Origin of the sequence: Pseudomonas sp. TMW22091, assembly GCF_022496705.1 — a bacterium.
Lineage (GTDB): Bacteria > Pseudomonadota > Gammaproteobacteria > Pseudomonadales > Pseudomonadaceae > Aquipseudomonas > Aquipseudomonas saxonica.
Genome location: NZ_SCFI01000005.1, coordinates 298,829 through 318,516, shown reverse-complemented (window position 1 = coordinate 318,516; position 19,688 = coordinate 298,829). Strand labels below are relative to the sequence as shown.

The window sequence follows — 19,688 nt, the reverse complement described above, 5'->3', positions numbered from 1 at the left end:
ATCGCTTCTTTTTTCGGGTTCAGCCAATGTCCCTCCTCTATCAGCCGAAAGAAGGCAGTGTGCTTATTTGTGATTTCAGGGGCTACGAAGTGCCGGAAATGATCAAGGTTCGGCCCGTTGTGGTCGTGCGTAAACACCGCACCAATCGTCATTTGGTGACGGTCATTCCCTTAAGCACCACCGAGCCACAATACATGTTGGACCATCATCTTCAGTTGCAAAGTCATTTGCAGGGAGCGAGCCCTGTCTGCTGGGCAAAATGTGACATGGTGGCCACCGTTAGCTTGTCTCGACTGGACCGGATAAAAACGCGTGACAGGCAAGGTCGTCGTATTTATATGGTTTCACAACTTGAAACACATGAATTCATAGCCATCAAAGCCGCTGTACGGTGCGCATTGGGGTTGTGAGGCACCGGAAAAAACGATGAGCGGGTAAATAGGCGGTTGCCTAAAATTAGGCTCGGCGCGATACTCGCCTCGTTCCCGAAAGGGGCTTGTGAGACTCTGAGGATCCTGGGCAACCAGCCATCGCAGAGCCGGACAGACACAGTGCGATGACAAGCCAGTCTGTTTGTGAATGAGGCGCCGAAAGGCGCCTTTGTCGTTTCTGCACTAACAGGTTTTTCTCAATCCACCTTCGCCAGGTTACCTTTCAGTGCCACCCCGGCAATGACCGCGCCGGCATGACATTCGTAGGTTTTCGGATCTTTGCGTTCGTTCTTTTTGTAGTAACTGGCGATGTCAGTGACTGCATTTGCGCCGACGTTTTTCGCCGCTTGATGCAGTGTGATCAACGCTGACTGCAACGCCCAAGAGCAGGCTTGATAATCGGTTTTGTTAAAGGCATTGGTTTTTTTGTTGGTCACCACCCCCGGTGTGACGACGCTGGCTTTGCCCGCTGGCGTGTTGCCCGCCAAGTAAAATTTGACGCTGCCATCGATCTTGCCGGTGCTGATGGCTTCGGTCACAACCTGATCAAAAGGTAAAAATAGCGCCGTGTCGCGCGCCTGACTAATGGCAGGCAGGGTGCCCAGTAGCAATGCGGTGGCAGTTGCCAGTGTCTTGAATTGCATTGTTGTCTCCTTGACGTTGGGTAAGAACAGCGTTGTTAGGGTTAAACGGTCAATCACGACCAGCGACGGAAGATCAACGACGTGTTGACCCCGCCAAAGGCAAAGTTGTTGTTCATCACGTAATCGTTGTGCATCACCCGGAACTCGCCACGCAGGTAGTCCAGTTCGCCGCAGCGGGGATCGACCTCATCGAGGTTGAGGGTTGGCACGTAGCGGTCACGGTTCATCATTTCGATGCTGAACCACGACTCCAGCGCACCACAGGCCCCCAGCGTGTGGCCCAGAAAGCTTTTCTGCGAACTGATGGGCATGTCTTTGCCAAACAACTCGCTGGTGGCCAGTGTCTCGGCAATGTCGCCTTGTTCGGTCGCCGTACCGTGGCCGTTCACATAGCCGATGGCCTGCGGGCCAAGACCCGCGTCTTCCAGCGCCAACTCCATGGCCCGGCGCATGGTGCTGACCTCGGGGCGGGTGGTGTGCTGGCCGTCGGCGTTGCTGCCAAAGCCGACGATTTCAGCGTGGATGTGCGCTCCTCGGGCCAGTGCATGTTCCAGTTCTTCAAGCACTAACATGCCGCCGCCTTCACCAATCACCAGACCGTCACGGCCCAGGTCATAGGGGCGCGGGCTGGTGTGCGGGGCGTCGTTTTTCAGGCTGGTGGCGTAGAGCGCGTCAAACACCATCGCTTCGGTGGGGCACAGTTCTTCTGCACCACCGGCAAGCATCAGGGGCAAACGCCCGAATTTGATGGCTTCGTACGCGTAACCAATGCCCTGGCTGCCGCTGGTGCATGCGCTGGATGTAGGGATCAAACGCCCGGTCAGGCCAAAAAAGATGCTGATATTGGCGGCGGTGGTGTGCGGCATCATGCGCACGTAACTGTTGGCGTTAAGGCCATCGGCCACCGAGTTAAGCAGCATATTGCCAAAGGCTTTGATTTCGTCGGTGCTGCCCGTGGATGAGCCGCACGCTACACCCATGCGGCCATCGCGGATGATCGGGTTGCCGAGCAAGCCGGCATCCTGCAAGGCTTGCTCCGCGGCGCCCACGGCAAGCCTCGACACCCGGCCCATGCTGCGCAGTTGCTTGCGGGTCCAGTGTTTGGGCACGACGAAATCATCAATCGGGCCGGCCAGTCGCGTGTTGAGTTCGGTGAAGCGATCCCACTCGTCCATGCGCCGGATGCCGCTGCGCCCGGCCACAAAGTGCGCTTCGATGCTGGCCCAGTCACTGCCCAGCGAGGTAATGCCGGCCATGCCGGTGACGACAACGCGCTTCATCAACACAGCCCTCCGTTTACGGCCAGTACCTGACGGGTGATGTAGCCAGCTTCGGCAGACATTAAAAAGTTAACGGCCCCGGCGACTTCTTCCGGGGTGCCCATGCGTTGAGCCGGGATCATTTTCATCAGGTCGTCTATGGGAACGTTTTCGTCGAGCATCGCGGTGTCGATCAACCCCGGGGCGACGCAGTTGACGGTGATTTTGCGTTTGCCCAGTTCGATGGCCAAGGCTTTGGCTGCGCCGATCAAGCCCGCTTTGGAAGCGCTGTAGTTCACCTGGCCGCGATTACCGATCAGGCCCGAGACCGAGGTTATGCACACGATGCGCCCGGCGGCGCGACGCCGAATCATCGGCATCATCACCGGGTGCAGCACGTTGTAAAAGCCGTCGAGGTTGGTGCGCATCACCACGTCCCAGTCGTCTTCGCTCAGCGCCGGGAAAGCGCCGTCGCGGGTCAGTCCGGCATTGAGCACCACGCCGTAATAAGCACCGTGCTGTTCTACGTCGGCCTCAAGAATGGCTTTGCATTCTTCGCGCTGCGACACATCGAACTGCAAGACACGAACCTTGCGGCCCAAGGCATGAACCTCGGTCATGACCGCGTCGGCTTCGCGGCGGCCACTGCGGCAATGCAGCACCAGATCAAAACCGGCCTGTGCCAGGCGCAAAGCGATAGCGCGGCCAATGCCACGGCTTGAGCCTGTGACCAAAATGGACTCAGTCATGGCGGGTCTCCTCGGTTGTTTGAGTCAGGTACTGTTCAGGCTGAGGCGGTCGAAACACGTTCAGGCGGGCGCTGGCATGGATGCCGGGGCCGGTGAGGTGGCATTCGAACACGCCCATGCCGTTGTCGTCTTCGAGCGAGCGCTGCGCATGGATACGCAACTCGGCACCCAGCGGGAAGTGTTCGACGTTGCATTCAAATTTGCGGGTACCGAGCAAAAACCCCAGTACCACTTCATTGCCTTGCACGCGGGCATGGCAACCCGCAAAGGCGGCAACACTTTGTGCCATCAGTTCGACGCCCACCCAAGCGGGCAGACTGCCGTCTTCGCGGTTGAAGAGACCACCGCCCTGCACCGTGAGACGGGTTTCAATTTGTTCTTCATCAAACGCCAGCACCTGATCGATAAGGATCATGTCGCCAGCGTGGGGCAGCAGTTCGGCGAGCGGCCAATCCGTCATGGAGCGTCTCCAATAATCAGGCTGACGTTATTGCCGCCGAAGGCAAACGAGTTGCTCATCAGGCAGCGTTGTGGCGAGGCGGCGAGGGTTTGGCCGGGTATTACCCACTGCAACGCGGGCAAGGCCGGGTCGGGCTGGCCATCCCACAGGTGCGGTGCCAATGCATTGTCATGGGTCAGGCTCAGCCAGCAAAACGCCGCTTCCAGAGCACCGGCCGCACCCAGGGTGTGGCCGGTCATGGGCTTGGTCGATGAGCACGGCACGCCCAAAGGGAAGACCTGCGCGACCGCGTGGCTTTCCATCGCATCGTTGTGCTGGGTGGCGGTGCCATGCAGGTTCAGGTAGCCGATGTGTTCGGGCTGTAAACCGGCCCGTTTCAACGCTTTGTGCATGGCTTGAGCGGCGCCGCGTCCGCTGGGTTCAGGGGCGGAAATGTGGTGTGCATCGCTGCTGGCACCTGCCCCGAGCAGGGCGATGGTTTGAGTGCCCGCAGGGTGTTTGCTCATGATGAACAACGCCGCCGCTTCGCCAATGTTGATGCCCTGGCGGTTAACTGAAAACGGCTTGCAGCGTTCATCGCTCACCGCGTCCAGTGCGCTAAACCCGTTGAGCGTCAGCCCGCACAAGCTGTCGACGCCGCCGCACAGCACTGCGTCGCACAGGTTCAGGTCGAGCAGGCGTTGAGCGCTCATCAGTGCGCGGGCGCTGGAGGTGCAGGCGGTGGAAATGACATAGGCGGGGCCGCCAATGTTCAGCCAGTCCGCGAGAAAGGTGGCTGGGGCGCTGAGTTCTTGCTGTTGATAATCGTATTCGGCCGGGAACTGCTGTGCCTGCAAGTAATGGGCAATACCGCGGCTGGCTTCATCAATGCCCGAGGTGCTGGTGCCCAGGACAACGGCGATACGTTCACGGCCGTAGCGCTCAATGGCGTGGTCGATGTCGTCGCGTATCTGCAAGGCAGCTTCGAGCAGCAACTGATTATTGCGGCTTTTTTGTTGCTGGAGTTCAGCTGGAATAGCCGCCAAATTGCCTTTAACAGCGCCGACCGTGAGCGAGCGGTCGGGCACCCAGCCGCTTTCGCGCTGCATGCCCGAGCAGTCGCTGGCAAACAGAGTGCGCGCCACTTCGTCTGGGCCACGCCCGAGTGAGCAAATCACTCCCAAGGCATTTAGATAAGCGGTCATGGCGTCACCTCCAGGGGGCTGACGCGGTAGTGCAGGTCGCCTTTCATATCAATGCGAAACACCGACGGCTGCTGGTACTGCACCTGCCAGCGCTGCGCCAGAAACCGCAGGTCTGCTTCGGCGTTGGCCTGTGGATAATTCGCCTTCAGCTGTTCCTGCGGCGTCAGTGCAAACAACAACGCGGCAAACAACTCGCGGGCTTCGGGGTTGGGTGGCAACAGGCCGTCGGCGTGCCAGCGACCGTCTTGCAGCAGCTGACGCGCCAGCGGAATGCCCAGCGGGTCCATCAACGACCAGCGCAGTCCGGCGTCTTGTTGCTGAATCACCAGTAACCAGTCCTGGCGCTGTTCAGCCTGCTCGCGCAGGATATGCAATTGCATCGGTAACGCCAGTGTGGGCGTGTGCTTGGGCAAGGGCAGGCTGGTGCAGCCGCTGAACAAGGCAACTACAAAGAACACTAACAAAGCGCGAAATCTGTAGCCGCTGCCGCCAGGCTGCGATAAGGCCCGCAGGGCCTTCAGAACAACAGGCCTGCGGCGCACGCCAGCGCAGCCTGCGCCAGCGGCTACAGGAGTCGTATTCATCATTGCGGTAGGCCATTTAAAGGTTTGCGCGCCACGACGTTGACCAGCGTTTCTTCGCGCTGGCCGACCGGTTTTGGCTTGAACAGGCCTGTGCGTTCCAGCAGGCCGAAATCTTTGGAGCGACTCCACCACAGGTATGGGTAAGAGACGTTCTGCGCCTCAAATTCAAAGCCCTGATCACGGATCATTTCAAGGTACTGCGCTGCGCTTTTTTGCACGTGCATGGGGTGGCGGAACAACCAGCGAATCACCCAGGTGTCGATATAGGCTTCGGTGGATTCGGCAAACAGCAAATAGCCGCCCGGCTTGAGCACGCGATAGAACTCGGCCAGCGCCCTGTCCTGCTGCACCAAGTGGTGGAAGGTCTGGTGGCAGAACAGGAGGTCAACGCTGGCGTCCGGCACCTCCAGCTCGGCGCAATCGCTGCCGATCAGCTCGATGTCGATGCCCTGCCGCTCGGCCTCTTCACGACTCATTTGCAGGCTCAGCGGGTCGGCATCAAGACCGATCAAGCGCTGCGGGGCGAAGGTTTTTTGCAGGTACTGGAACGATTTTCCCTGACCACAACCCGCATCGAGAATCACCGGCGCGTTCGGCAGCGGCTGACTGAACAGGCTGCGCAGATCGTTGATGGCCACTCGCAGTACGTGGTGTTGCCAAGTGTGGCTACGTAAAAACCAAAAGCCGAAACGGGTTTCTTCAACGTAGGTGTCGCTCAGAGGTTTCATGCGGTCTCCGTGGCGCAGATGTCCGAGAGCATGCGCAGACGGCGCTTGGGTTCACTGACAAAGGGATTGTTTTGATCCCAGGCATACCCTGCCAGTATCGAACTGATCATGCGGCGAATCTGCGGCGAGCTGCCGGGGTGGTAAATCACGTCCTGAAAAGTGCCGGCGTACCAGCCTTCGACGTAACAGCGGAAAGTGTCGACCCCGCACTTGAGCGGGTCGGCGAACTCGGTTTGCCAGTTCACGGCCTCGCCTTGCAGTTGGCGGTGCAACACGCCAGCGGCCATGCTGGCCGAGCGCATGGCAATGGTCACACCCGAGGAAAACACGGGGTCGAGAAACTCGGCGGCATTGCCCAACAGGGCAAAACCGGGGCCGTGCAGGGTTTTGACGTTGGCCGAGTAGCCACCCATCGTGCGCGCAGGTGTGTCCCATACGGCATTGGCCAGTACCCGCTGCAAGCTGGGGGTCTCGTTGATAAAACTGCGCAGGCAGTCGTCGAGGTGCTCACTGCGCCCGGCAAAGTGTTCTGCCGCGGCCACCACGCCCACCGAGGTGCGCCCGTTGCTGAACGGGATGCTCCAGAACCAGATATCGCGTTGGGTCGGGTGAGTGGTGACGAGGATCTTGTTGCGATCAAAGCTCGGGCAGTCGATGCGGTCTTCGACGTGGGTGAACACCGCCTTGCGTAGCGGGAAGTTCGAGGGTGCTTCGAGGTCAAGCAGGCGCGGCAGCACACGCCCATAACCGCTGGCGTCGAGCATAAAGGTCGTTTCGATGCGATAGCGGCTGCCGTCTTCGCGTTCAATTTCCAGCAGGGGCCGGGCGCCATCAATGCAGGCGCTGATAACGCTTTCGCCGTAGCGGATTTCTACCCCTTGCAGGGCTGCCTGATCCGCCAGCAACTTATCGAACGTGGCGCGTTGCACTTGAAAGGTAGTGGGCTTGCCGTTGCTGAACGTGTCGCCAAAATCGAAGGCGCTGTACTGCTCGCCCCACGCGAAGGCTGCGCCGTTTTTCAGCTGGAAACCGGCGGCTTGCACGGCTGGCAGCATGCCGGCTTCTTCGACGAAATCGAGGCAATGGGACAACAGGCTCTCGCCAATGGAAAAACGCGGGAAGTGCTGGCGCTCAATGACCAGCACATCGTGGCCGTTGCGTTTAAGCAAGGCCGAAGCGATGGCGCCCGAGGGCCCTGCACCAATCACGACCACCTGACGACGTTCCATTTCTATTCCTGACACAGGCGCTCCTTGCCGGGTACTACGGCAGACTTCAAAGGGGGTTTACTCATGCCTGCCAGCGCCGGTAACAGCGTGGCTATCAGGCTCATCAGCATCAGCGCGACGTACAGCGCAGGGCTGATCAGGTGTTGTTGCAACAGCAGGTTGAGGAAGACGATCTCACTCAGCCCGCGAATGTTCAGTAACAGGCTTTCACGCCATTGGCTGGCGCCTTCAAACGAGGGGGTAGCCCAGTTCAAGCCCACCCAGTTGCCCAGCACCTTGCTGGCCATTGGCAGCAGCAACAGCGCCGCCAGTTGCAGCGGGCTGATCTGGTTCAGGGCGCTGTGCACATCGATTTGCACAATGCCGAAGGTCAGGATCAGCGGGATCGCCAGTGTGGTTTGCACACGTTCAAGCCACACACCCTTTAACGGCATCACCAGCGGCACCTTGAGCCATGCCATGCAGACCAGATAGCCGACACCGAAAATCAGCGCATTGAGGCGGTAGTGTTCGGCCACCACCAACAACGCGAAAAAACTCAGGCTGTAGCACAGCGGGTGGCGAATGCGCAGGGCGCGCATCAGCAGCGGCAGCATGGCCCCGGCCAGCGGCAGCAGCACGCTGCTGAGGTCAAGACTACCTTGGGCCAGGCCGAACAGGCTCCAGCAGGTCAGGTCGATCACAATCGCACTTTGCACCAGGCGCCGGGTGGCAGCCGGCGGGTAATCGATATGGTGCAGGTACAGGTACAGCACCGGGATGGCGGTAATCGCAAACACCAGCCCGACGGCCAGCGAGCTGAGCCAGGGTTGCTCTGGCAGCACCCAGACCGCGCAGGCCAGCCCGCAGGTGAAGGGCACGGCAAAACTGGGCAGGGCAATTTTCAGGCTTTGACGGTCCAGTTGAAGATCGATCACGTCGCTTAAAATGGTGCCCAACAGCAGGGCGAAACTCAGGCCGTACAGGCTTTTGAGCCAAACCGGCGCCACCAGTTGGGCGCCGTTGAGTTGCCAGTGCGGCTCGATCCAGAACAGCATCAACAACGGCAGCCCGATAGACGCCAGCAACAACTGGCTGACAATCGGGATCAGGCGAAAGCGCCGGCCCACGTGGGTTGCTACGGCAAACAGGGCCATGATCAGCAGCCAGAACACGACGGTCAGCATGCGGTGTGCGCCTGTTTACCGGCCCACGGGGCGAGGATAAAACTGAACGCCAGGCCCAGGCTCACTGACAGCCCGAAGTTGCTCACGGCGGGTGTGCTCGACACCGCCAGCAAGCCAAACGATAGCCATGTGGTCAACGCGGCCAGCAAGGTGCCCAGTAAACTGACGGCTGCGCCGCCGATTTGCTCGCGCATCAAGATCGCGTAATCGACGCTGATTGCCGTGACCAGCAACAACCCGAACAGGCTGAACAACGTCAGTGGCTGACCCAACCAACCCAGGCTGGCAAGGCTGCACAAGGCGGCCAGCAACGGTAGTGCCACGATACGCAACGCACCGCCGAAGCCGAATGGGGCAATCAACAGCACAACGATCAATGCGCACGACAACAGTTTCAACTCAGCGGCGCTGATTTGTGTGGCCGCAAAGACCTTGTTCAAGTCGCCCAGGCGATCCACCAGCGTAACGCCGGGCAAGTCCTGCGCCTGCGCGCGTAACAGGCTGGCGTCATTCAAGCCTTGCAGGCTGACCATTGCGGCCACGCCTTCGGGGTTTTTGCCCAGCCAAAGCGCTCGCCAGGGTTCGGCCAAGGGGCCTTTCAAAGCGTCGTCGATTGATTGATCGGGCAAGGCTAGCAATTGCGTCAGCTCGTTTTGCAAAGCGCTTTCAGGCACCCCCACGGCTAACAGCGGCTGCCAGTGTTGAGGCAGCGCGTTGAGTGCGGCGCGCAGTTGTTGTTGCTCGCCGGGCTGGCTGACCAACTGGTTCAGGGCCAAAAAGCCCTGCAACTTGCCTGTGCCGATTAACTGTTCAAGACGCTGGCTCAGGGCGCTTTGGCGCTCCAGCAACTGTTGCTCATTGTCGGCGCGCACCAGAAAGAACTGACTGGTGGGTTGATAGCCGGTGATGCGCGCAATGGCCTGCGCTTCGCTCATCAACTGCGGTGGTGCGCCGACCCATTGGCGGATGTCATTCTTGCTGGTGAGCTGCCACAGGCCGGCTGCGCAGAAGGCCAGCAGCATTAGCAGCAACACCGGTGTCGGGATTTTTCCGAGCAGGGCTGCGCGTACATCAAGCAAGCGTTGCGCAAAGCGAAGTGGCCATTGCGCCGGGCGCAATTCGACGTTTTTGAGCAGCGCTGGCAACAGGCACACGGCGCTTAAGTAAGCACCGATCAATCCTGCAGCGGAGAAAATGGCGATTTGGGTCAGGGCCGGAAACGGCGTGAAGGCCAGCGCCAGATAACCGATGCAGCTGGTGGCCAGGCTCAGACTCAACCCCGGCAAGGTCAGACGCAATGCCGGCCAACTGCGCCAAGGTTTCAGGCTCCAGCTTTTGGACAGGTAGTGCAGCGGGTAATCCACCGCGACGCCAATCAGGCTGGAACCCAGCACCAGCGTCATGACGTGCATGCGGCCAAACAACGCGACACAGGCGACAGCGCCAAACAGCATGCCCACCAGTACCGGAACAAAGGCCAGCAACACGCGCCAGCGGCGAAAGGCCAGCAGTAACAGCAGCAGAATGCCCACGGTGGCGCCGCCGCCCACCCAGGTGATTTCGCGGGTGGCTTGTTGCTGCCCGCTGGCGGCGTACAGCAGGCCGCTGGCGGCAAGTAACTGCACGTCGTTTTGAGCCACCTGCTCGCGGCTTTGCTCAAGCAGCTCGGCGACCCGCAGCGGCAGCTTCATATCGAACGCATTGCCTTGAGTGCGGGCGCGCAATAGCACCCAGTTTTTGCCATCCGCTTCAGCGATCAAGGCGCCGCTGCCAATGTCCAGTTGCACAGCGCCGCGTTGCGGCTGGCTGTTTTGAATGCGCCCGGTCAGGCCCAGCCAATCGTCCTGACTCGGCACCAGACTGAACCCGGTAAAGGGATCAAACAGGGCTTGCACCCGCTGCTGGATAAAGGCCTCGGGGTGTTCGATCAACTGTGTGCGATCGGCGCTCGAGAGCATTGCCAAGCGCCCGCGCAGCAATTGTTCGCGCAGGGCGGGCAAGTCGGCTTGCAGGTTCCACTGGACCTTTTCAAACAGGCCGCTGGCTTGCCATTGCTCGCCCAGTTGTTGAGCGGTGGCGATGGCCTGTTGACGATCCGCGCTGCCCACCAGTACCAGCATTTCGCGGTTCAGGGGTTCTTGCATGCGCTCTTCAGCGCTGAGCTCCAGCGCGTCAGGCGAGTCACCGGGCACCAGCTCCATCAAGTTGGCGGACAGTGGCGCACCGTGACGCCATTGCCAGCCGGCCAGCGCCAACACGGCCAGCAGCAGCATCAAAAAAGCCCGTGGCAGCCAGCGTTCACTGCGCAAAGTCGTGTTGCTCCGCGTCGCTCAAAGGCGTGTTGCTGACGCTGTTTTGCAGTTTGAGCAGCGTGCTGTCCCCTTGGGTTTCTTGCAGTTCGATGCGTTGAACCAGCTCACCGCCTTCGATGTTGATCTGGTTGAACACTTGCTTGAGCAGCAAGGACCGTGGGGTCAGGGTGAGCGTCCAACGGGTGGGTTCACCTTGCAGTTTCAGGTCGAAATCCCGTTGCAGGCCGCTGCTGTCGCCTTGTAGCACGGCGAGGAATAAACGGTTTTGTTCGGCCCCGGCGCTTTTGCCGGGGAGCATTTGCCACTGGGTGCCGTTGCGTCGGGCAATGCCTTGGGCAGTGATGCGGTAATCCTGTTGCAACGGGGTTTTCAGTTGCCAGAGCAGGCCGTGGTCTTTGGCCAGGACAAAGGTGCCGGTGCTGGTGAGCGGTTGAGGCAGGGCGCGCAGGTGTTTTTCCTGAACGAAATCGCCGTGGATGACCTGGGGTTTGGCCAGTTGTTCGCTGAGCTGTTGCAGGTCGAAGGCGTGGGCCAGAGGGGTGAACGCCAGCAGTGCGGTGAACAGGGCTGCGAGACGTGTGCGGGCTTTACCCTCAGGGGGCCGATGCGCGCCGCGCTCAGTCCCCTCTCCCTCTGGGAGAGGGCTAGGGTGAGGGGCTTTTGATCTAAAAAAGACACTCATGACAGCACCCGTTCAACAGCTTGAACAAAACACGCAGGCGAGACCAATTGCATCTCGCGGCTCTCAATTTCAACCGCCACCTGCACCGTTACCGCCCGAGTCAAACGCTCACCCGTGACCGCATCCGTAATCAGGTAATTAATCTTCAAGCGGTTCTCCCACTCCACCAGACTGGCACGCACGTTGATGCGCTGGCCAAAGGTGGCCCCACGTACATAGCGCAACTGCATGTCGATCACCGGCCACGCATAACCGGCTTCAAGCATGTGGGTGTAGTTGTGGCCGATGTGGTCGAGCAGCGCGCAACGCGCCACTTCGAGGTATTTGACGTAATGCCCGTGCCACACCACGTGCAGGGTGTCGATGTCGAAAAACGGCACCAACACCTCGGTATCAACGTGCATTACGCCTTTGCTACGCATGCAGCCTCCAGTGTTGTTGGGCGATGCGGCTCAAGCACAGGCGCAGTTCGGCTTCCAGCGCCCGGTCTTCCACCACGGGCGGGAAGTCTTTGGCCAGTTCAGCGTGCATCTGCGCCAGTGCAGGCGGCAGCGGGCGGGCATCTTCGGTGCGGCTGCGCAGCCACACGCCTTGGTTGGCGGCCAGCAAGGTCGCGGCGGCCACTTGTTCGGTCAACTCCAGTACGCGGATTGCATCACGGGCGGCGATGGTGCCCATGCTCACTTTGTCCTGGTTGTGGCACTCGGTAGAGCGCGAGAACACGCTGGCCGGCATGGTGTTTTTCAGTGCTTCGGCGGTCCAGGCGCTGGTGCCAATCTGCACGGCTTTAAACCCGTGGTTGAGCATCGCACGCTCGGCGCTGGCGCCCGACAGGTTACTCGGCAGGCCGTGGTTGTAACGCACGTCCACCAGCAGGGCGAGCTGGCGGTCCAGCAGGTCGGCGACGTTGGCCACCAGGGTCTTGAGGCTGTCCATCGCAAAGGCGATATGGCCTCCGTAGAAGTGCCCGCCATGCAGCACGCGCTCTTCTTCGGCGTCGATGATCGGGTTGTCGTTGGCGCTGTTGAGTTCGATCTCGATAAACCCGCGCAGCCAATTCAAGCTGTCAGCCAGCACGCCCAGTACGTGGGGGGCGCAGCGCAACGAGTAACGGTCTTGCAGCCGATGCAGCGGCGCCGTCGGGGCGTCGATGGCCAGATCTTGACGCAGCCAGGCGGCCACCTGCATTTGCCCCGGATGCGGCTTGGCCGCGAACAGGCGCTCGTCGAAATGTTCGGGGTTACCTTGCAGCGCCACGACGTTGAGCGCGGTGATGCGGGTGGCGAGTTTGAGCAGGTAGTCGGCGCGGGCGTACGCCAGGCAGGCGAGGCCGGTCATTACAGCGGTGCCGTTCATCAGCGCCAGCGCTTCCTTGGGCCTGAGTACCAGCGGCGTCCAGCCCAGTTCGCGGTGTACGTCTGCCGAGCTGCGGCGCTCACCGTTAAACAACACTTCACGCTCGCCAGCCAAGGTTGCGGCTACGTACGACAGCGGTGTCAGGTCGCCGCTGGCGCCGACCGAGCCCTCTTCGGGAATCAACGGCAGCACGTCATGGGCGATGAAGGCGTGCAGGCGCTCCAGCAACTCGATACGCACCCCCGACACACCGTGGCACAGCGACTGCAAGCGCGCGGCAAGCACGGCGCGGGTGGCTTGCGCGTCGAGCAACTTGCCCAGCCCGCAACCGTGGAACGTATACAGGTGACGCGGCAGGGCTTCGACGTGCTCCAAAGGCACCGCCACCACACACGAGTCGCCGTAACCCGTGGTCACGCCGTAGATCACGCCTTCTTTGTCCAGCAACGAGTCGAGAAAGCGCGCGCCCTTGGCAATGCGCTCGCGGTACTCGGCGTCGTCTTGCAGATGGGTCGGTGCTTGACGATTGGCCAGCGCCAGCACGTCTTCAATGCGCAGCGGGAGTTGGCCGAAGGTTACTGGCTCATGCGGATGCGTCGTCATCGGTCTTCCAGAAAGGGTAAAAGTTAAACCATTGTTGCGGCGCTTCAAGGCAGTAATGCCCGAGCCGTTCGGCGTAGCGGCCAGCCCAATGGGCAATGACCTGTTCGCGGTCGCTGCGCCGCCACACGACGGCCTCTGCGAAGGGTTCGAGGATGACTCGGTAACGACCTTCGCGTTTCAGACAAAACAACAGATTGACCGGGCACTTGAGTAGCCCGGCCAACAGCCACGGGCCTTGCGGAAAGGCGGCTGGCTGGCCGAGAAAATCGACTCGCACCTGACGCCCACCTTGCAGGGGCACGCGGTCACCGGCAATCGCCAGCCACTCGCCGTTTTCCAGGCGCTGGTTGAGTTGCAGCATGACGGCGGGGTTGAGCTCGCTGACTTGAATCAGGCGTAAATGGCTGGCCCCGGCTTCGCCCAGCAGGCGATTGAATTGTTCAGCGTGTTTGGTGTGAACCAGCACGTTCATGGTGACTTTTTCGCCCAGCTCGGCGAGGGCGCGGCACACCTCAAGATTGCCCAGATGAGCACCCACCAGCATCTGCCCGCGCTCAGCGCGTAAGTGATTGCGCAGCAGGGCCGGGTCGATGATGTCGATGTCTTCGATCTTGAGGCGGCCGTTCCACACGTCGAGCTTGTCGAGCAAGGCGTCGGCAAAGGCCATGAACTGGCTGAATACCCGGCGACGGGTCGGGCGCAGGGCGCTTTGCCCGCTCCAGTCGGCCAACCGTTGCTGATACTGCCCAATGCTGCGCCGGGCACGGCCACCGAAGACAAAGAAGTACAGCACGATGCCGTACAGCACCGGGCTAAGCAGGCGCCGTCCGAGTAATTTGACGCCGAATGCAGTGAGTTGCATCAGCCGCAAACTGCCGCGTTCCTTGTGATTGGCCCAATGTTGTCGAGGTTCGCTCATGCCTGCCAGCGCCTCCAGAGAATGGCGGGCAGACGCACCAACATGCCGAAGAACAGCTTGGTGTGCATGTTGCTGATCAGCGCGTTGTCATGCCACAGACGAAAATGCGAGAGGCCGTCCTGCGGGTAATGAACGCGGGTTGGCAGCCAGCGCATGGGCTGGTTGCGCCAGGTCAGTCGCACCAGAATTTCGGGGTCGAAATCCATGCGTTTGCCCAGCGTGACCGAGTTGATCAGCGCCAGCGTCGGTGCCAGCGGGTACACGCGAAAGCCGCACATGGAGTCGGGAATCTGCAACGACAGGCTGTTGATCCACACCCACACGTGGGTCAGGTAACGGGCATATAAACGACCTTTTGGCACGCTGGCGTCGTACTGCGGATAGCCGCACACCAGCGCCTCGGGGTGGTGCTGCGACACCTGGATAAAAGTGGCAACGTCGCGCAAGTCGTGTTGACCGTCGGCGTCCACTTGCAGTGCGTGGGTAAAGCCCAGGCGCGCGGCTTCGCGCAGCCCGGCCATGACCGCGCCGCCCTTGCCCTGATTGACGGCCAGACGGATGAGGTGGATGTTTTCGCCCTGAGCCAACTGTTCGAGGACCGCTGCGCAGGCGGGGCTGCTGGCGTCGTCCACCAACACGCAAGGCAAGCCCGCGGCGAGCAGGGCATCGACCACGGCCGGCACAGCCGTTTCATGGTTGTACACCGGGATGACAGCGCAAGGGTTATGCATGGGCAGAGCCCTTCAGGCTGTTACGAACGTTGCGTAGCAGCTGCCGAAGGCTGCGTTCGGGGGCGAAGCCGCCGTAAAGTCCGGCGCCTCGGTTTATCAGGGAAGTCGTGCAAGTCGGTACACGATTGCTTCGCAACCGGACGCAGCCTTCGGCAGCTGCTACGGGTAGGTGGTGAATGTCATCCACAGTGAGCCTCCAGCACGATACGGCCGCTGGCGCACGCCGCCGTGGCGTTGCGATAAGCGAAGTGCAACTTGCTGCGGTCGCGGTCAAAGCGCAGGGTCAGTTCAATGGCGTCGCCGGGACGTACCAATTGCTGAAACTTGAGCACTTCCATCCCGGCAAAACGCGGCGGCAGGTCGAGCAACTGTTGGCCCAGAGCCATTGCCCATTCCACTTGCACCACGCCCGGCAATACCGGGGTTTTGGGGAAGTGGCCACTGAAATAGGCCAGATCCGGCGGGATCGACAGGTTGAGCGTCCATTGGCCCTGGTCTTCACGCTGGCTCATCACTTCGGGCTGTTTGGGCCGTGGTGCGAGCAGTAAGGCATCGACCTGCGCCTGAGGCAGCTTGCCCTGGCTGTTAAGCGGCAAACAGCGCAGCAAGCGCCAGCGACGTGGCAGGGCCAAGGCTTCGCAGTGTTCGCTCAAATGCTGGCGCAAGGCTTGAGTCAGCGCCCGGCGGCCGTGCTCGCGCAGGGCAAACAGACCGCTGTCGCTGAGCACAAGCAGCGCGCCCAGCGAGGCACGGTTTTCATGAACAACGCCCAGTCGGGCCTCGGCCACCCATGGGTGGTTGGCCAGCGCGAGTTCCAGCATCGGCAGGGAGATGCGTTTTTCTTCCAGTTTGACGATACGGTCAAGGCGCCCGAGTAACTCGAAGCGCCCGTCAGCCTCAATACGGGCAGCATCTGCTGTGAGCTCAACATGACCGACAGGCAAATAGGCAGAGGCGATACGCAGGGCGCCGTCTTCGCTTTGGCTCAGCTGCACATCGGCAAAGGGCTGCCACAGGTTGTGCCCCTGGCGCCAGGCAATGCCACCGGTTTCGGAGCTGCCGAAAATTTCAGTCGGCCATTGCCCCAAACGGGTGTGTAAAGCCTGTGCCGCCTCGGGAGGCAACGCGCCGCCGGAGGAGAACACACGTTGCACGGCACTCAAGGCTGACCAGTCGAGGTTGTCAGCCATTCGCTTGAGCATGGCAGGGCTTGCGACCCACGCAAATGAATGGTGTTCACGGCTGACACGCTGCATGTCTTCTGGGAAGGCCAATTGGTTGCGCACAAAACTGCGGCCCGCACACAGCGGCCACAGCACGCGGAACAACAGCCCGTATATGTGCTGCGCCGCCACGCTGGCGATGATGCAGGCAGAACCCAGTTCAGCCCCCCACAGCTGTTCCAATGCTTGAACTTCATTGGCCATCTGACGCAGGGTTTTGTCGATGCGCTTGGGCTCGCCGCTGGAACCGGACGTACACAGGCTCAGGTGGCAGCTGTCCAGATCCAGCTCTGCGCCACACAGTGGCGCTTCGTACAGCGCCTCCAGTTCAACCGTTGACGTTATCCACAGGTCAACCTGCGCGTCCCAGCGTTGGCGGGTTTGTGCTTGCAGGTCGGCGGGCAATAGCACGCTGACACCGGCTCGCCAGGCGCCCAGCAAGGCAATCGCCAGCTCAGCGGCGTCATCCAGGTGGATGGCCACCTGTTGTATTTTGCGCCGATGCAGGCCGCCCGCCAGACACAGAGCCTGTTCGCACAGCTGACGGTGATCCAGTACCGGATCAAATGTCACTGGGCGGTCTGCGTGCCCTTTCAGCACCAGGTGCTCAAGTTTTATCCAATTCATGCCCGGCCTCTTACCTGTTGCCGTATCAGCCATTCAATGGCAAACAACAGCCCCATCAACCCGTAGGCGATCAGGCCGTTGTACAGCGTCCACCAACTCAGCGGTGCCCATAGGGTCAAGCTGGCCGCGACCAGCCCGTTGAGCAGGAAAAACAGGCACCAGACTTTGGTCACCTGCCGTGTATAAACAATCGCAATGTCGGGCAGCACCGGCTCGCGCAAGCGTGCCAGGCGCTCAATGATCGGCGGGCCTAAACGCAGGCTAAGGCCGAACAGACACAGCATGAAGCCGCTGATCAGCACCGGGTACCAACGCAGCAAAGCGGGGCTGTTGAACACTGCCAATAGCCCGCAAAACACCAGCGCGACCACCGCCATCCACAGGCCACCGGGACGTCGCTCGCCCGTCAGGGCGCGGGCCAGCCACAGGCCGCCGAGCAGCAGCGCGAACTGCCACGGCGCAAAATGGGCCATGCCGAAATACACCGCAAAGGGGTACAGCACGCCGGCCAATAACAGGCCAAGGCTGATCAGTCGGCTCATTCGACGGGATGAACCAGACGGTAGACCGCCTCCACCACATCATTGACGGTACGCACCGATTTGAATTCTTCAGCGGCGATTTTCTTGCCGGTTTTACGTTTGATATGGTCGATCAGGTCTACAGCGTCGATGCTGTCGATTTCCAGATCTTGATACAGGTTGGCGTCGAGGGTGACGCGCTCGGGTTCCAGCTCGAAGAGCTCGACCAGTGCGGTACGCAGGGTGTTGAAAATGTCGTCACGGGTTTGCATGGTTCGGTCTCAGGCTGCCTGTTTGGCCGTGACGAAAGCCGCAAGGCTGGCCACGTTGGAAAAGTGATTGCGGGTGTCTTTAGCGTCGGCGTCTATTTTGATGCCGTAGGTTTTCTGGATGGCCAGGCCCAACTCAAGCGCGTCGACCGAGTCCAGCCCCAAGCCTTCACCAAACAGGGTTTGCTGGTCGTCAATGTCATTGACGCTGATGTCTTCAAGGCCCAGGGCGTCAATGATCAGTTGTTTGATTTGCGTGTTCAGATCGCTCATCTGTGGCGAGTTCCTTAATAAAGTAGTCATGCACGAAGTCATTGAGCAGGCGCGAAGCTTTGGGCGGCGGGCCAAGCGCGGTAAAGGTGTTTGGATCTATATCGGCGCCGACCTGAAAACTGAAGTGCACGCGACGATCGGGAATGCGGTACCAGGGTTCGGCTTTGGTCAGCGTGGTAGGGCTGACCTTGATCACAACCGGGGTGAGAATCTTCGCACCGCGCAGAGCAATGGAGGCCGCGCCGCGATGAAAGGCAGGCGTTAGCCCCGGTTGCGTGCGGGTGCCTTCAGGGAAAATGATCAGCGTCTGGCCTTCGCGCAGGGCGCCAGCTGCGGTGTCGAGCATATCGACGCTGCCGTCATTGCTGATGTATTGCGTGGCACGCACGGGGCTGCGAGTGAACGGGTTTTGCCAAAGGCTTTGTTTGACCACGCAATTGGCGTTGCGCACCAGACCAATCAAAAACACCACATCGATCAGTGACGGGTGGTTGGCGATGATCATTTGACCGGGGCGCCCCAGGCGTTCAGCACCTTGTACCTCATAGGTGAGCACGCCCATGCGCGCCATGCTGCGAATAAATAGCCAGAACAAGCGACTGACCGTGGCTCTGGCCCGCTCGCGCCGGCGAACGGCGCCCCCCGGCAAGCACCCCAGCACCGGAAAAACGATGAGCCGCAGGCACAGTCCACCGAAGCCGAACAGCACAAAGCTCAGCCCGGTGGCGATCAGGCGCCAGTAGTAAGCGTCGCGGCGATTACTCACCACTGCGTTGCCAGTTCCAGACGCGGTGTTTCCAGGCGTGTTGAAAGCACGTTTGCTCATCGAGCAGATGACGCACCAACTGCAACGCGTGAGGCCATGGGGTTTTGGCCGCATCGCCCAAGCCTGTACTCAGTGACAGCTGCCACTGTGTGCCGGGCGTCAATAACAGGCCCACGGCGTAAGGGAAGGGCACATCATCGACCCAGCGGGCATACGCGTGAGGAGGCTGTTCTTCGGTGATCACCAGCAGCACAGCGGGCGCGCCCTCGTTGAGCAGGGCGCAGGCTTCGATCAGACCGTGTTCCAAGCCATCCCCCGCCGCAGCGAGGGCTGTCATTTCACTGGTTTCGCCGCGCATGATCGACCATAGGCCGATTACCGCGTTATGCACCGAAAGGCTGAATTGGGTGGGGGACAAAGGCTGATCGGCGGCCAGATCGCTGAGGATGTCGAACGTGCGCGGTGTTTCGCCGTGACGGGAAATAAACACCAGCGGCAACGCTTCACGGCCTTCTGCCAGCGGCCAGCCGACGCTAAACGCCATGCGCGCCAACCGGCTGAGGCGGCGGCGCTGCATCGCCGGTAAAAACGACACGTCCGGGGCGTTGTCACTGGCGGGGAGTAGGCGGGGTTGCTGGCTCCAGGCCTGCCAAGCGGCCACGCTTTCGAGGCCCGGAGCCCAGGCGCGCCATGCGGCAATATTAAAGGTAATCACTGGAGTGTTATCCCGCCCTTGCGGGCTTCCTTGATGTGGCGGTAGGCCGCGATCCAGGCACTGGACCCAGGGCGGCACCCTGAAAAGTGCCGGCATTATCCCGGTGCGGTTGGCTCGTAGCAAACATCTCGTTACCGTTTAATACTGATTTTTAAACGAGACTGAACGCAATAGCTGTCATTTTGCCAGTATTGGGCTACAGGGTAGCCTTTATGACTTCCAAAATGACGATATGTTCTCTAGAGCTGTAGTTCATT

22 protein-coding genes are annotated in these 19,688 nt (G+C 60.6%); 1 reads left to right on the top strand and 21 read right to left on the bottom strand.

The features are described from left to right. Positions 1-26: 26 nt before the first annotated feature. Entirely contained in the window at positions 27-410 is a 384-nt protein-coding gene (locus EQV93_RS12390; protein ID WP_240891654.1) for a type II toxin-antitoxin system PemK/MazF family toxin, read from the top strand. A gap of 218 nt (positions 411-628) precedes the next feature. Here the strand turns inward: EQV93_RS12390 and EQV93_RS12385 are convergent, their stop codons facing one another. From EQV93_RS12385 to EQV93_RS12285, 21 genes are all read right to left on the bottom strand, one after another. After that, positions 629-1,075 carry an excinuclease gene (locus tag EQV93_RS12385; RefSeq protein ID WP_122785171.1) on the bottom strand — a complete coding sequence of 149 codons (447 nt, stop codon included), beginning with the start codon at positions 1,073-1,075 and terminating at the stop codon, positions 629-631. Positions 1,076-1,128: 53 nt separating this feature from the next. Further along, positions 1,129-2,355 carry a beta-ketoacyl-ACP synthase gene (locus EQV93_RS12380; protein ID WP_240891653.1) on the bottom strand — a complete coding sequence of 409 codons (1,227 nt, stop codon included), beginning with the start codon at positions 2,353-2,355 and terminating at the stop codon, positions 1,129-1,131. Beyond that, positions 2,355-3,083, bottom strand: coding sequence for a 3-oxoacyl-ACP reductase FabG (gene fabG / locus EQV93_RS12375; protein ID WP_240891652.1), 729 nt, complete (start codon positions 3,081-3,083; stop codon positions 2,355-2,357). The genes EQV93_RS12380 and fabG overlap by 1 nt, the downstream gene beginning before the upstream one ends. Then, positions 3,076-3,543, bottom strand: a complete 468-nt coding sequence (locus EQV93_RS12370; RefSeq protein ID WP_146384848.1) for an ApeP family dehydratase — start codon at positions 3,541-3,543, stop codon at positions 3,076-3,078. The genes fabG and EQV93_RS12370 overlap by 8 nt, the downstream gene beginning before the upstream one ends. Further along, on the bottom strand, positions 3,540-4,727 hold the full coding sequence (locus tag EQV93_RS12365; protein WP_240891651.1) for a beta-ketoacyl-[acyl-carrier-protein] synthase family protein: 1,188 nt from the start codon (positions 4,725-4,727) through the stop codon (positions 3,540-3,542). Before EQV93_RS12365 ends, EQV93_RS12370 begins: the two co-directional genes overlap by 4 nt. After that, the gene (locus EQV93_RS12360; RefSeq protein ID WP_122785389.1) at positions 4,724-5,185 is read right to left on the bottom strand and encodes a DUF3261 domain-containing protein; all 462 of its coding nucleotides are present in this window, start codon (positions 5,183-5,185) and stop codon (positions 4,724-4,726) included. Before EQV93_RS12360 ends, EQV93_RS12365 begins: the two co-directional genes overlap by 4 nt. A gap of 125 nt (positions 5,186-5,310) precedes the next feature. Further along, complete coding sequence (locus EQV93_RS12355; protein ID WP_122785166.1) at positions 5,311-6,039, bottom strand: class I SAM-dependent methyltransferase; 729 nt, start codon at positions 6,037-6,039, stop codon at positions 5,311-5,313. Then, positions 6,036-7,283, bottom strand: coding sequence for an NAD(P)/FAD-dependent oxidoreductase (locus EQV93_RS12350; protein WP_240891650.1), 1,248 nt, complete (start codon positions 7,281-7,283; stop codon positions 6,036-6,038). Before EQV93_RS12350 ends, EQV93_RS12355 begins: the two co-directional genes overlap by 4 nt. Continuing rightward, complete coding sequence (locus EQV93_RS12345) at positions 7,271-8,434, bottom strand: sodium:proton antiporter (RefSeq protein ID WP_240891649.1); 1,164 nt, start codon at positions 8,432-8,434, stop codon at positions 7,271-7,273. Before EQV93_RS12345 ends, EQV93_RS12350 begins: the two co-directional genes overlap by 13 nt. Next, complete coding sequence (locus EQV93_RS12340; RefSeq protein WP_240891648.1) at positions 8,428-10,743, bottom strand: MMPL family transporter; 2,316 nt, start codon at positions 10,741-10,743, stop codon at positions 8,428-8,430. The genes EQV93_RS12345 and EQV93_RS12340 overlap by 7 nt, the downstream gene beginning before the upstream one ends. Beyond that, complete coding sequence (locus EQV93_RS12335) at positions 10,733-11,428, bottom strand: outer membrane lipoprotein carrier protein LolA (protein WP_240891647.1); 696 nt, start codon at positions 11,426-11,428, stop codon at positions 10,733-10,735. Before EQV93_RS12335 ends, EQV93_RS12340 begins: the two co-directional genes overlap by 11 nt. Continuing rightward, positions 11,425-11,850: an acyl-CoA thioesterase gene (locus EQV93_RS12330; protein ID WP_122785162.1), complete on the bottom strand. Its 426-nt coding sequence runs from the start codon at positions 11,848-11,850 to the stop codon at positions 11,425-11,427. Before EQV93_RS12330 ends, EQV93_RS12335 begins: the two co-directional genes overlap by 4 nt. Continuing rightward, positions 11,843-13,387 (bottom strand): HAL/PAL/TAL family ammonia-lyase, encoded by a 1,545-nt coding sequence (locus tag EQV93_RS12325; RefSeq protein ID WP_146424731.1) that lies wholly within the window; start codon positions 13,385-13,387, stop codon positions 11,843-11,845. The genes EQV93_RS12330 and EQV93_RS12325 overlap by 8 nt, the downstream gene beginning before the upstream one ends. After that, entirely contained in the window at positions 13,368-14,306 is a 939-nt protein-coding gene (locus tag EQV93_RS12320; RefSeq protein ID WP_122785160.1) for an LpxL/LpxP family acyltransferase, read from the bottom strand. The genes EQV93_RS12325 and EQV93_RS12320 overlap by 20 nt, the downstream gene beginning before the upstream one ends. Beyond that, the gene (locus EQV93_RS12315; protein ID WP_240891646.1) at positions 14,303-15,037 is read right to left on the bottom strand and encodes a glycosyltransferase family 2 protein; all 735 of its coding nucleotides are present in this window, start codon (positions 15,035-15,037) and stop codon (positions 14,303-14,305) included. The genes EQV93_RS12320 and EQV93_RS12315 overlap by 4 nt, the downstream gene beginning before the upstream one ends. Positions 15,038-15,216: 179 nt before the next feature. Next, positions 15,217-16,887, bottom strand: coding sequence for an AMP-binding protein (locus EQV93_RS12310; RefSeq protein ID WP_240891645.1), 1,671 nt, complete (start codon positions 16,885-16,887; stop codon positions 15,217-15,219). Then, positions 16,884-17,429: a hypothetical protein gene (locus EQV93_RS12305; RefSeq protein ID WP_122785157.1), complete on the bottom strand. Its 546-nt coding sequence runs from the start codon at positions 17,427-17,429 to the stop codon at positions 16,884-16,886. Before EQV93_RS12305 ends, EQV93_RS12310 begins: the two co-directional genes overlap by 4 nt. Continuing rightward, a complete protein-coding gene (locus EQV93_RS12300; RefSeq protein WP_122785156.1) occupies positions 17,426-17,680 on the bottom strand; it encodes an acyl carrier protein in 255 nt (84 codons plus the stop codon). The genes EQV93_RS12305 and EQV93_RS12300 overlap by 4 nt, the downstream gene beginning before the upstream one ends. Positions 17,681-17,689: 9 nt before the next feature. Next, positions 17,690-17,950: a phosphopantetheine-binding protein gene (locus EQV93_RS12295; RefSeq protein WP_122785155.1), complete on the bottom strand. Its 261-nt coding sequence runs from the start codon at positions 17,948-17,950 to the stop codon at positions 17,690-17,692. Then, a complete protein-coding gene (locus EQV93_RS12290) occupies positions 17,910-18,776 on the bottom strand; it encodes a lysophospholipid acyltransferase family protein (protein WP_272492617.1) in 867 nt (288 codons plus the stop codon). The genes EQV93_RS12295 and EQV93_RS12290 overlap by 41 nt, the downstream gene beginning before the upstream one ends. Then, positions 18,709-19,431, bottom strand: coding sequence for a beta-ketoacyl synthase chain length factor (locus EQV93_RS12285; RefSeq protein ID WP_122785154.1), 723 nt, complete (start codon positions 19,429-19,431; stop codon positions 18,709-18,711). The genes EQV93_RS12290 and EQV93_RS12285 overlap by 68 nt, the downstream gene beginning before the upstream one ends. Between the last annotated feature and the right edge of the window lie 257 nt (positions 19,432-19,688).

Bases quoted from the DNA above. Each gene is read 5' to 3' on its own strand.
- EQV93_RS12390 (WP_240891654.1), top strand. From the start codon at position 27: ATGTCCCTCCTCTATCAGCCGAAAGAAGGCAGTGTGCTTATTTGTGAT.
- EQV93_RS12385 (WP_122785171.1), bottom strand. From the start codon at position 1,075: ATGCAATTCAAGACACTGGCAACTGCCACCGCATTGCTACTGGGCACC.
- EQV93_RS12380 (WP_240891653.1), bottom strand. From the start codon at position 2,355: ATGAAGCGCGTTGTCGTCACCGGCATGGCCGGCATTACCTCGCTGGGC.
- fabG (WP_240891652.1), bottom strand. From the start codon at position 3,083: ATGACTGAGTCCATTTTGGTCACAGGCTCAAGCCGTGGCATTGGCCGC.
- EQV93_RS12370 (WP_146384848.1), bottom strand. From the start codon at position 3,543: ATGACGGATTGGCCGCTCGCCGAACTGCTGCCCCACGCTGGCGACATG.
- EQV93_RS12365 (WP_240891651.1), bottom strand. From the start codon at position 4,727: ATGACCGCTTATCTAAATGCCTTGGGAGTGATTTGCTCACTCGGGCGT.
- EQV93_RS12355 (WP_122785166.1), bottom strand. From the start codon at position 6,039: ATGAAACCTCTGAGCGACACCTACGTTGAAGAAACCCGTTTCGGCTTT.
- EQV93_RS12345 (WP_240891649.1), bottom strand. From the start codon at position 8,434: ATGCTGACCGTCGTGTTCTGGCTGCTGATCATGGCCCTGTTTGCCGTA.
- EQV93_RS12335 (WP_240891647.1), bottom strand. From the start codon at position 11,428: ATGAGTGTCTTTTTTAGATCAAAAGCCCCTCACCCTAGCCCTCTCCCA.
- EQV93_RS12330 (WP_122785162.1), bottom strand. From the start codon at position 11,850: ATGCGTAGCAAAGGCGTAATGCACGTTGATACCGAGGTGTTGGTGCCG.
- EQV93_RS12325 (WP_146424731.1), bottom strand. From the start codon at position 13,387: ATGACGACGCATCCGCATGAGCCAGTAACCTTCGGCCAACTCCCGCTG.
- EQV93_RS12320 (WP_122785160.1), bottom strand. From the start codon at position 14,306: ATGAGCGAACCTCGACAACATTGGGCCAATCACAAGGAACGCGGCAGT.
- EQV93_RS12315 (WP_240891646.1), bottom strand. From the start codon at position 15,037: ATGCATAACCCTTGCGCTGTCATCCCGGTGTACAACCATGAAACGGCT.
- EQV93_RS12310 (WP_240891645.1), bottom strand. From the start codon at position 16,887: ATGAATTGGATAAAACTTGAGCACCTGGTGCTGAAAGGGCACGCAGAC.
- EQV93_RS12305 (WP_122785157.1), bottom strand. From the start codon at position 17,429: ATGAGCCGACTGATCAGCCTTGGCCTGTTATTGGCCGGCGTGCTGTAC.
- EQV93_RS12300 (WP_122785156.1), bottom strand. From the start codon at position 17,680: ATGCAAACCCGTGACGACATTTTCAACACCCTGCGTACCGCACTGGTC.
- EQV93_RS12295 (WP_122785155.1), bottom strand. From the start codon at position 17,950: ATGAGCGATCTGAACACGCAAATCAAACAACTGATCATTGACGCCCTG.
- EQV93_RS12290 (WP_272492617.1), bottom strand. From the start codon at position 18,776: ATGAGCAAACGTGCTTTCAACACGCCTGGAAACACCGCGTCTGGAACT.